Origin of the sequence: Dietzia sp. DQ11-71 (assembly GCF_014144995.1) — a bacterium.
Taxonomy (GTDB): domain Bacteria; phylum Actinomycetota; class Actinomycetes; order Mycobacteriales; family Mycobacteriaceae; genus Dietzia; species Dietzia kunjamensis.
In genome coordinates, this window is the sequence record NZ_JAALDT010000129.1 from 1 (window position 1) to 9,462 (window position 9,462).

Annotated in this window: 9 protein-coding genes and 1 pseudogene; 5 read left to right on the forward strand and 5 right to left on the reverse strand. The window is 71.9% G+C overall.

The features are described from left to right. The 4 genes from G6023_RS05480 to G6023_RS05495 all read left to right on the forward strand — a co-directional run. Positions 1-885: alpha/beta hydrolase (locus tag G6023_RS05480; protein ID WP_182634343.1), on the forward strand; the 885-nt coding region annotated here is incomplete at its 5' end. 74 nt (positions 886-959) lie between these two features. After that, positions 960-1,397, forward strand: coding sequence for a nitroreductase family deazaflavin-dependent oxidoreductase (locus G6023_RS05485; RefSeq protein WP_182634345.1), 438 nt, complete (start codon positions 960-962; stop codon positions 1,395-1,397). A 57-nt stretch (positions 1,398-1,454) separates the two neighbouring features. Beyond that, the gene (locus G6023_RS05490; RefSeq protein ID WP_163376913.1) at positions 1,455-2,384 is read left to right on the forward strand and encodes a patatin-like phospholipase family protein; all 930 of its coding nucleotides are present in this window, start codon (positions 1,455-1,457) and stop codon (positions 2,382-2,384) included. Between the two features lie 11 nt (positions 2,385-2,395). Beyond that, positions 2,396-3,931 (forward strand): flavin-containing monooxygenase, encoded by a 1,536-nt coding sequence (locus tag G6023_RS05495; RefSeq protein WP_182634346.1) that lies wholly within the window; start codon positions 2,396-2,398, stop codon positions 3,929-3,931. 45 nt (positions 3,932-3,976) lie between these two features. Here the strand turns inward: G6023_RS05495 and G6023_RS05500 are convergent, their stop codons facing one another. Together G6023_RS05500 and G6023_RS05505 are read right to left on the reverse strand one after the other, a co-directional pair. Further along, positions 3,977-5,233 carry a glutaminase gene (locus tag G6023_RS05500; protein WP_069388600.1) on the reverse strand — a complete coding sequence of 419 codons (1,257 nt, stop codon included), beginning with the start codon at positions 5,231-5,233 and terminating at the stop codon, positions 3,977-3,979. A 115-nt stretch (positions 5,234-5,348) separates the two neighbouring features. After that, on the reverse strand, positions 5,349-5,756 hold the full coding sequence (locus G6023_RS05505) for a cupin domain-containing protein (protein WP_067712996.1): 408 nt from the start codon (positions 5,754-5,756) through the stop codon (positions 5,349-5,351). 229 nt (positions 5,757-5,985) lie between these two features. Here G6023_RS05505 and G6023_RS05510 point away from each other — a divergent pair, with 229 nt between their 5' ends. Beyond that, a complete protein-coding gene (locus G6023_RS05510; RefSeq protein WP_182634348.1) occupies positions 5,986-6,603 on the forward strand; it encodes a fasciclin domain-containing protein in 618 nt (205 codons plus the stop codon). A 117-nt stretch (positions 6,604-6,720) separates the two neighbouring features. Here G6023_RS05510 and G6023_RS05515 read toward each other — a convergent pair whose 3' ends face one another. From G6023_RS05515 to G6023_RS05525, 3 genes and pseudogenes are all read right to left on the reverse strand, one after another. Continuing rightward, positions 6,721-8,184, reverse strand: a complete 1,464-nt coding sequence (locus tag G6023_RS05515) for an FAD-dependent oxidoreductase (RefSeq protein WP_182634350.1) — start codon at positions 8,182-8,184, stop codon at positions 6,721-6,723. Positions 8,185-8,300: 116 nt separating this feature from the next. Next, positions 8,301-9,128 (reverse strand): mycofactocin-coupled SDR family oxidoreductase, encoded by an 828-nt coding sequence (locus tag G6023_RS05520; protein ID WP_182634352.1) that lies wholly within the window; start codon positions 9,126-9,128, stop codon positions 8,301-8,303. Positions 9,129-9,204: 76 nt separating this feature from the next. After that, positions 9,205-9,462: pseudogene (locus G6023_RS05525) on the reverse strand (aminotransferase-like domain-containing protein); the annotation flags it as partial.

The window sequence follows — 9,462 nt, forward strand, 5'->3', positions numbered from 1 at the left end:
GGGCTGGGCGAGGGGGAGACGACGACGAGCCCGTCGGCCCTCCACCGCACGCCGTGGCCGAGAGTGCTGTTCCGCCCGTGGCCGCTGCGGCCGCGCGGGGTGCGGGCCCGCCGGGGCATGGTCTACGGACCGGACCCGAAGGCCAACCGCTTCGATCTCTACACCCGTGCCGGCTTGCCTGGGGCCGGCGGCGACACTGGCGGCAGCGGTGGACATGGCGGCAACGGCGCCGGTGACGTGCGCGGGGTGCTCGTCCACATCCACGGTGGGCACTTCCGGGCCGGCGGCCCGAGCCGGGAGTCGCGAGCGATGCTGTTCGACCACGCCGCACGCGGGTGGGCGGCGATCAGCACCACCTACCACCTCTCGCCGACCCCGGAATCGGGATTCCCGCAGCACCTGGTCGACGTCAAGCGGCTCCTGGGCTGGATCCGCACCGAGGGCCCGGCGCACGGGATCAGGGCCGACGCGCCGATCGTGGTGGCGGGCAGTTCGGCCGGGGCACACCTCGCGACGATGACCGCCCTGACCGGGGGAGATCCCCGATTCCAGCCGGGATTCGAGGACGCCGACACCACGGTCGCCGGCGCGATCGGGTTGTACGGCTACTACGGTCGCCTGGGCCTCGAGACCCGGGACGTCTCCGACCCCGTGCGCCACGCCGCCTCCGGCGCCCCGCCGGTGGCGATCATCCACGGCACGCACGACACCTACACGCCGGTGAAGGGGTCACGCCGACTCGTACGGCACCTGCGCGCCGGGTCGCCGAACCCCGTCGTCTACGCCGAGCTCCCCGGTGCCCAACACGGGTTCGACGCGGTGCGCTCGCCGCGCTACCTGGCGGTCGTCGACGCGGTCTCGCGATTCACCGACCGACTCGCCTGATGTCGGCAGCAAGCACGCCTTGGCGGGCGTAGTGTCGCGCTCAGCCGACGGAACCCCATCACCGAGGAGCCCCGATGCTACTGTCCGGCGAGTACGAACCCAGCCCGAGTGAGTGGGTGCGGACGCAGGTCGAGACGTACGAGCAGACCGACGGCGAGGAGGGCGGTGACCTCGCGGGCATCCCCGTGGTGATCGTGACCACCGTCGGCCGGAAGTCCGGAAAGCTGCGCAAGACCCCGCTGATGCGCGTCGAGCACGAGGGGTCGTACGCGGCCGTCGCCTCCCAGGGCGGCGCCCAGACCCACCCGGTCTGGTACTGGAACATGAAGGCCGACCCGCACGTGGAGGTCCGCGACAGGGACCGGGTCGGCGACTACACGGCCCGCGAGCTCAGCGGCCCCGAGCGAGACCGGTGGTGGGACCGGTCCGTCGCCGTCTACCCTGATTATCGCGACTACCAGCAGAACACCGACCGGATCATCCCTGTGTTCGTATTGGAGCCGCGCGATTAGGATCAGCGCGGGGCTCTCCGGGGCGGCGCCCCCCGCGGGACACGGGGAGGGCGCCGGATGAGCCGAATCGCTCTCGTCCTCGGATGCGGGGGCACGATCGGCGGGGCCTGGATGATCGCCGCCCTCCACGCGCTCACCGAGCAGACGGGATTCGACCCCCGGGAGGCGGACGTCCTCCTGGGGACCTCGGCGGGCGCCGAGCTGGTGACCATGCTCGCCGGCGGCATCGGGGTCGACGAACTGGTCGATATGCAGCGCGGGCAGGCCTGCGACATGCGGCTTCGCGAACACATCGCCTCGACCCCGCCCGGGCGGCCGCCGCTACCCCGGCTCCCGCTGCTCAACCCTGGTCTGCTCCGCACACGGTCCGGGCTGGGCGCCCTCACCGGTATCGCCCCCACCGGTCGCGGCGACGCCGGCTGGTTGCAGCGGCTGGCCGAGGGCTTCGAGGTGGGCGCCTGGCTCCCCCACACCGGTGCCCGGATCGTCGCCTACGACGTCCTCGCCGGGGAGCGCGTCCTGTTCGGCGCCCCGGGTTCGCCGATGGCTACCGTCGGCGAGGCGTTGCGGGCCTCCTGGGCGACCCCCGGGTGGATGCCACCGGTGCCCGTCGGTGACCGGATCTTCGTCGACGGCGGCATGGGCTCCACCGCGTCCGTGGACCTGGTCGGGCCGGAGGAGGCCGACCTCGTGTTCGTCCTCGCCCCGATGGCCTCGGCGCCCGGCGTCCGCGTCCCTGGCCGGGGCGGCGGGATCGAGTACCGGCTGATCCGCCGCGCGATGTCCACCCAGCTGCACGACGAGGTCGCGAGCGTCCGCGCCCGGGGTACGACCGTCGTCCCGATCCTGCCCACCGCCGTCGACCTCGCCGGCCTGGGCGCCCACTTCATGAGTGCCTCCCGACGGGAGGCGGCGTTCGAGTCGTCCATGGTGACCGCGCCGGACACCGTCCGCGACGCGCTGGCGGACAACGCGGTCGACGTGTGAGTCCGGGTCGAATGCGCGAGCGGCGCGAACCGCGCGTGGTGATCGTCGGGGCCGGGGTCGCCGGCATCACCGCCCTGCACGTCTTCCGCGAGCGCGGCTTCGCCGACGTCACCGTGCTGGAGAAGGGCTCCGACGTCGGCGGGGTCTGGTACTGGAACCGCTACCCGGGCCTGACATGCGACGTGCCGTCCCAGCTCTACCAGTTCCGGTTCGCGCCGAAGCCCGACTGGTCGCGCGTGTGGGCCGACGGCGCCGAGATCCAGCGCTACCACCGCCGGGTCGTCGACGACCTCGGCCTGGCCGGGCACATCCGGACCGACACCGAGGTAGCCGCCGCCCGCTGGGACGAGGGCACCGCGACGTGGGAGTTGACCCTCGCCGCCCGGGACGGGGGCGACGGTGGCAGTGGTGGCGCGGACGACGACGACGGACACGGCCACGACGACGACGACGACGACGACGAGACCATCACCGCGGACGTCGTCGTGTTCGCGACCGGGGTCCTGCACCACCCGGCGATCCCCGACATCCCCGGACTGGCGGAGTTCCGTGGCGGGGTCGTCCACACCGCACGCTGGCCCGACGGGTTCGACACGACCGGTCGCCGCGTCGCTGTCCTCGGCACCGGCTCGACCGGCGTCCAGGTGGTGTCCGCCCTCGTCGGTGAAGCGGGATCGGTCACGCACTACGCCCGCACGCCCCAGTGGATCCTGTGGGCCCCGATGCGGATGCGACAGCTCGTCGTCGTCGGCTCGGTACTGCGACGGTTCCCCACCGCCCACCGCGGGCTGTATGCCGCGCTGCAGTGGGGATCCGGCGTCCTCGCCGACATCACCACCAGACCGTCGTGGCGGCGGCGCGCGGTCCAGGCCTACGCGCGGCTCTCCCTCCGGGCGCAGGTCCGGGACCCCGACCTCCGCGCCCGGCTCACGCCGGAGGACGAGCCGCTGTGCAAGCGGCAGGTGGTCTCGGGGACGTACTACCGCGCCATCCAGCGCAGCGACGCCGAGCTCGTCACCGACGCCATCGCGCAGGTCACCCCGGACGGGATCCGCACCGCGGACGGCACCGAGCGGCCCGCCGACGTGATCGTGCTGGCGACCGGCTTCCGCGCGCACGACTACATGCGTCCCATGGAGGTCGTCGGACGCGACGGCCGCACCCTCGAGCGCGAGTGGGCCGACGGCCCGCGCGCCTATCGGATGACCGCCATCCCGGGCTTCCCCAATGCGTTCACCGTGCTGGGCCCCAACTCCCCCACCGGCTCGATCTCACTGCAGCACACCGCCGAGCTCACCGCCCGGTACATCGCCCACTGGATCGAACTCCTCCGCGACGGCGCGATCCGGTCGGTGGAGGTGACCGAGGAGGCGACCGCCGAGTTCAACGATGACGTCGCCGGGGCGATGGGGCCGACGGTCTGGAACACCGGCTGCCACTCCTGGTACTTCCACGACGGCGGCACGATCGACCTGTTCCCCTTCGACCGGGCGCGACTGGCCGAGCTCATGAGGGAACCGGACCACTCGCACTTCCGGGTGGGCTGAGTGCCCGGTGCCGCTGGGTGCGCCGGGCTGGCGCGCCCGGGCTAGCTAGCGGGCGGCCCGCCGGTTGACCGGCCGGGTCCCGTCGCCCAGGTCCGGTCGGGGGAGGCGCCGGCCCGGGTCGGCCAGACCGACGACGTGGCCGTCCGCCGACAACCGCGTCATCGCCTCGAGCAGCATCCGGCGCGCGCTGGCGTTGACCGAGGACACGCGGCTGAGGTCCAGGGTCACCTCGCTCGGCCCCTCGGGGATCTCGGCGAGACGCCGCAGGACCTGCTCGGCGCTGGCGAACGTCATGGGGCCCTGCAACCGGAAGGTGCGGCGCCCGGAGATCTCGTCGAACCGCACCGAGCGAACGGCCTCCACGTCCGTGACGGTGGTGTTCATCAGGTGTAACTCGAGATCGTGGGACAGCCGCTCGAAGGTGCGCACACCCTCCACACTGTGGCCGTGCTCGTCGAGCCGCGGGGAGAACACCCCGAGCCCGACCTGCCCGGGCAGGGCACCGAAGATCCCGCCCGACACCCCGCTCTTGGCGGGGATCCCCACGGTGGACATCCAGTCCCCCGCGGCGTCGTACATCCCGCAGGTGGCCATCACGGCGAGCACCTGCCGGGCGACCGGCGCCGACACCACGCGTTCCTTGGTGACCGGGTTGATGCCGCCCGTCGCCAGCGTCACCGCCATCACCGCCAGGTCGCGCACGGTCACCCGGTAGGCGCACTGCCGGGTGTAGCCGCGCACCACCTCGTCCGGGTCGTTCGCGATGATCCCGCCCGCGCGCACGAGGTTGGCCATGGCCCGGTTGCGGAACGCCGTGCGCAGCTCGGAGTCGAGCACGGCGTCGTCCACTCCGAGCTCGCGGCCCGCGAAGGCGGACAACCCCTGCCGCACCGCCTCGTCGCGGTCGTCCTGGGTCGCGTCGGGCTCGCTCACCAGCGTGTGCGTGGTGATGGCCCCGATGTTGATCATCGGGTTGCGCGGCCGGCCCGTCTCGCGGTCCAGGGAGATCTGGTTGAACGCGTCCCCGGACGGCTCCACCTCGACCTTCTCCAGGACCGCCTCGATTCCCCGGTCCCGCAGCGCGAGCGCATAGACGAACGGCTTGCTCATCGACTGGATGGTGAACTCGGCGTCCGCGTCCCCGGCGGTGTAGACGATGCCGTCCATCGTGCAGGCGGCCACCGCGAACCGGTCGGGGTCCACGGCCGCGAGCTCGGGGATGTAGTCGGCGAGCCGGCCGGCGTCACCGTTCGAGCAGGCGTCGCGGATCTCGAGCAGATAGTCAGGTACCGGCGTCTTCACGCCACCAGCGTGTCATGCCGAATGGCCCGGGGCGGCGTGTGCACCGCCCCGGGCCCTCCGGCACCGCGAACCGGTCGCGGTCATGATCGTCGTCAGCGCTCGTGGTCAGTGGTCGTCAGTGGTCGTGATGGTCGTCCGCCTTGGTCGGGTGGACGGTCCCGTGCTCGTGCTCCGGCGGACCGTACAGCGAGTACACCTTGAGGTCGTCCTCACCGATGTTGGTGACGTTGTGCCAGCTCCCGGCGGGCACGAGGATGACCCAGTCGTCGGAGACCTCGCGCACGAAGTCGAGCTGATCCTTCGCGGGGCCCATCTCGACCCGACCCTTCCCGGCCTCGACGCGCAGGAACTGGTCGTGGTCGTCGTGGACCTCGAGACCGATGTCGTCCCCGGGCTTGATGCTCATGACGGTGAGCTGCATGTGCGATCCCGTCCACAGCGTGGTGCGGTAGTTGTCGTTGGCGAGGGTGGCGTCCTCGATGTCGACGACGAACGGGTTCGGACCCTGATCGGTGGGGCTCATCGATGCTCCTGCTTCTTCGTAGACGGGTGTACGCGGTGGCCGGCGGCCAGCGTTCCGTCTCGAGTTTCGACGACTCCCGGGACGCTCGCAAGCAAGGGCATCCTCCCGAGGCGCGGCCCGGGGACATGTCCCCATCCCGTCACAGGGCCACAACGATCAGGCCACGAGGGTTCACGTACCCCCTGCGCAGTGCGGACACTGACGAGCAACCCCGACGAAAGGAAGCTTGATGAAGCGGACGATCGCAGTGACGGGAGCCATCGGGCTCGCGGTGTTCATGGGAGCGTGCGGCACCGACGACGACGGTGGCACGACCACGGCCGACGAGACCACCACCGAGATGACGACGGAGGAAACCACCACCGACGAGACCACGACCGAGCAGACCACCACCGAGGAGACCGGCGCTGCGGCCGAGGGCGACATCGTCGACACCGCGAACGCCGCGGGCGACTTCACCACCCTCACCCAGGCCATCGAGGCCGCGGGCTTGACGGAGACCCTCAAGGGACCCGGTCCGTTCACGGTCTTCGCCCCCACGGACGAGGCATTCGACGCCCTGCCCGAGGGGACGCTGGACGAACTGCTGGCCGACCCCACGGGCGACCTGGCGCAGATTCTGCAGTACCACGTGATCGAGGGCGAGGTCCCGGCGGCCGACGTCCTCGAGATGGACGGCCAGAAGGTCGCGACCCTCCAGGGCGGGGAGCTCACGGTCGAGGTGGAGGGCGAGAACGTCGCCCTCGTCGACGGCAACGGCACCCGCATCAACGTCGTCCAGACCGACGTGGACGCCACCAACGGCGTCATCCACGTCCTCGACGGAGTCCTGATGCCGCCTGCCTGACCCGACGGCGACGCATGCCGCGCCCCGGCCCGGTCCTTCCCCGACCGACCGGGGCGCGGGGCGTGTCAGCTGCGCGTGTCAGCGGGGCGTGTCAGCTGCGCGCGCCAGCCGGTCGGGTCAGCGGGGCGTGTCGTACCTCGTGAGGTCACTGGTGGCCGGGCCCTCGATGAGCTCGCCACACGCCGAGAAGCGGGACCCGTGCCAGGGGCAGTCCCACGACCGCTCCACGTCGTTCCACGTCAGCGCGGCTCCCATGTGGGGGCACAGCAGGCCGACGCGGCAGGTCTCGCCGTCGTCGCCCGTCGCCTCCCCCATCGGTCGGATACTCGGCCGTGGCTTGCGCACGATCGCCTGCGCCGCGGTCGCCGCGAGCTGGACGGGCACGTCCGCGAACAGGGGCACGGCGTTCTTCGCGATGCCCGTGATGCTGGGCTTGCCGAACGACACCCGCGGGTCCACGCCCTCGAGCCGGTCCACCATGATCCCGGCCGCCGCCGGCGCGCCCGTGAGGCCCCACTTGCTGTAGCCGCCCGCGAAGTGCACGCGCCCCTTGCCCCACGGCAGGGGCCCGGACTTGGGCAGCATCGTCACCGGGTGGAAATCCTGCGCGGACCAGCCGTGGGTCATCGTCGCGCCGGGGAAGTACTTCTCCGCGTACTCCCGCAGCGAGTCGATTTTGGACGCGGTGCCCGTGGCGGTGCCGGTGCGGTGCCCGTTGCCGCCGACGAACAGCACCTCACCGCCGGGTGAGGGCACCGTCCGCAGCGAGCGGACCGGGCTCTCGACCGAGCCGTACATCCCCTCCGGCAGGCCACCGGGGTACTCGAACGCGCAGAGGTAGGACCGCTCGGGTTCCATCGTCGCCACGGTCGGGCCGCGGTCCAGGACCGGGGACGCGGTCGCCAGCACGACGTCGCGGGCGGTCATCGTGCCCGGATGCGCGGTGACCTCGACGAACGCGTCCTCCCCTGTCCCCTGCGCTGTGAGTCCGGTGACACGGGCGTGCTCCACGATCCGCACGCCGAGGGCCGTGGCCGCGCGGGCCAGCGCCGCGAGCGCCTCCACCGGGTCGATCTGCATCTGATCCGGCAGCTCCACGGCGGACCGGGCCGGGAACGGCACGTCCACCCGGTCGTACCAGCGGGCGGGCAGACCCAGGTCGACGAGGGTCTTCATCTCCTTGCGCAGGGTCGACGTGCCCATCCGTCCCTTGGAGAACGTCACCGCACGCCGACGCTGGGAGTCGACGCCGTGGGTCTCGCAGAACTCGGCCCACCAGTCGAGTCCGTACCGGTTGGCGTCGGCGTACGCGCGCGCCGTTTCCAACCCGTGCTTGGAGCGGATGCTCGACAGTCGGGTGCCCTGCAGGACCGAGACCTTGGCCGTGGTCGCGCCGCTGGCCCCCGCGCCCACCGTGTGCGCCTCCAGGACCACGACCGCCTTGCCGCGCGCGGCGGCCATCAGCGCCGTGATCAGGCCGGTGAACCCGGCCCCCGCGATCACCAGGTCGACGTGCTCGCCGTCCGGGAACTCGGCCGCCGGGGAATCGATCGTCGTGCGTCGCCAGAATGAAGTGCCCATCGTGCGCCTCCTGGAGGGTGCTCACCGCGGATGTCGCTGGCGCTCACTGTAAGACCGGTCACGTCCCCTCGCATCCGCTCCTCCGGCCGCCGGTCTCCCCACCGGCGGCCGGCCGGCTACTTCGCGGTGAACCCCGCGTCGACGGGCATCGTCACCCCGGTGACGTGGCGGCCGGACTCCTCCACCAGGTAGAGAACCGCCCGCGAGATGTCGATGGGCTCGAGCATCGGCACGGGCAGGGCGTTGCCCATCGTGTGGCCCTCGGGGTTGTTCGCGAACCACCTGGCCATCTCGTCGTGCGCCACCATCGCCGTCAGGACGCCGACCGGGTGGATCGTGTTGATGCGGATGTTGTGCGGCGCGAGCCAGATCATGAAGCTGCGCATGAGCCCCACCACCCCGTGCTTGCTGGCGGTGTACCCCGTGACCGCGCCCGACCCGTCGCCTCCCCGCCCGGACAAGCCGTTGGTCGACGAGATGAGGACGATCGACCCGCCCTCGCCGCGCTCGATCATCAGAGGCGCGATCGCGTGGACCGTGTTCCACACCCCCACGAGGTTCACCATGATGGTGTCCACGAACGCCTGCTGGGCATCCGGCTCCTCGCCGCGCTGGGAGTTGATCCCCGCGTTGGCCACCACGATGTCCGGGACGCCGAACCGCTCCCGGCAGGCGTCGACCGCCGCCGCGACGTCCGCCGGCTCGCGCACGTCGCCCGTCACCGCGACGATGTCCCCGCCGACCGCCTCGACCTCGGCGACCGTCTGCTGCAGGTCGTCGGCGGTTGCCAGCCCGTAGGGGACGCTGTCGATGTCCTCGCAGATGTCCATCGCGAGGATCCGCGCCCCCCGCCGGGCGAGTTCCACGGCGTGACTGCGCCCCTGCCCCCTCGCCGCGCCGGTGATGAAGGCGACCTTGCCCGCCAGTGGCTGTTCCTGACCCATGTGTGTACCGCTTTCCGATGCGATGAGTTGACTACCGTCAGGATTCGAGCACCGGCCGGGCGTCCGCGGACGGAGATCATCCGGATCCGAGCCGCTCCAGTACCCGTCGGAGCTCCACCGCGAAGTCGGCCGCGTCGCGCGAGGAGAGCCGCGCATAGCTCAGCACCAGGCCGGACACCGCGTGCTGCGCAGCCTGCCCGCCGAGCGATCGCGTGCGCCACCCGGCCCGCTCGAGCGCGCGCACCACCTCGTCGTCGTCATATCCGGGCAGCGCCACGCACAGGTGCAGGCCCGCCTCCACGCCCGTGACCTCGAGGTCCGGGCGCTCCCGGCG

Excerpts from the sequence above, each read along its gene's own strand:
- G6023_RS05485 (WP_182634345.1), top strand. The coding sequence starts at position 960 with ATGCTACTGTCCGGCGAGTACGAACCCAGCCCGAGTGAGTGGGTGCGG.
- G6023_RS05495 (WP_182634346.1), top strand. The coding sequence starts at position 2,396 with ATGCGCGAGCGGCGCGAACCGCGCGTGGTGATCGTCGGGGCCGGGGTC.
- G6023_RS05505 (WP_067712996.1), bottom strand. The coding sequence starts at position 5,756 with ATGAGCCCCACCGATCAGGGTCCGAACCCGTTCGTCGTCGACATCGAG.
- G6023_RS05520 (WP_182634352.1), bottom strand. The coding sequence starts at position 9,128 with ATGGGTCAGGAACAGCCACTGGCGGGCAAGGTCGCCTTCATCACCGGC.
- G6023_RS05515 (WP_182634350.1), bottom strand. The coding sequence starts at position 8,184 with ATGGGCACTTCATTCTGGCGACGCACGACGATCGATTCCCCGGCGGCC.
- G6023_RS05490 (WP_163376913.1), top strand. The coding sequence starts at position 1,455 with ATGAGCCGAATCGCTCTCGTCCTCGGATGCGGGGGCACGATCGGCGGG.
- G6023_RS05510 (WP_182634348.1), top strand. The coding sequence starts at position 5,986 with ATGAAGCGGACGATCGCAGTGACGGGAGCCATCGGGCTCGCGGTGTTC.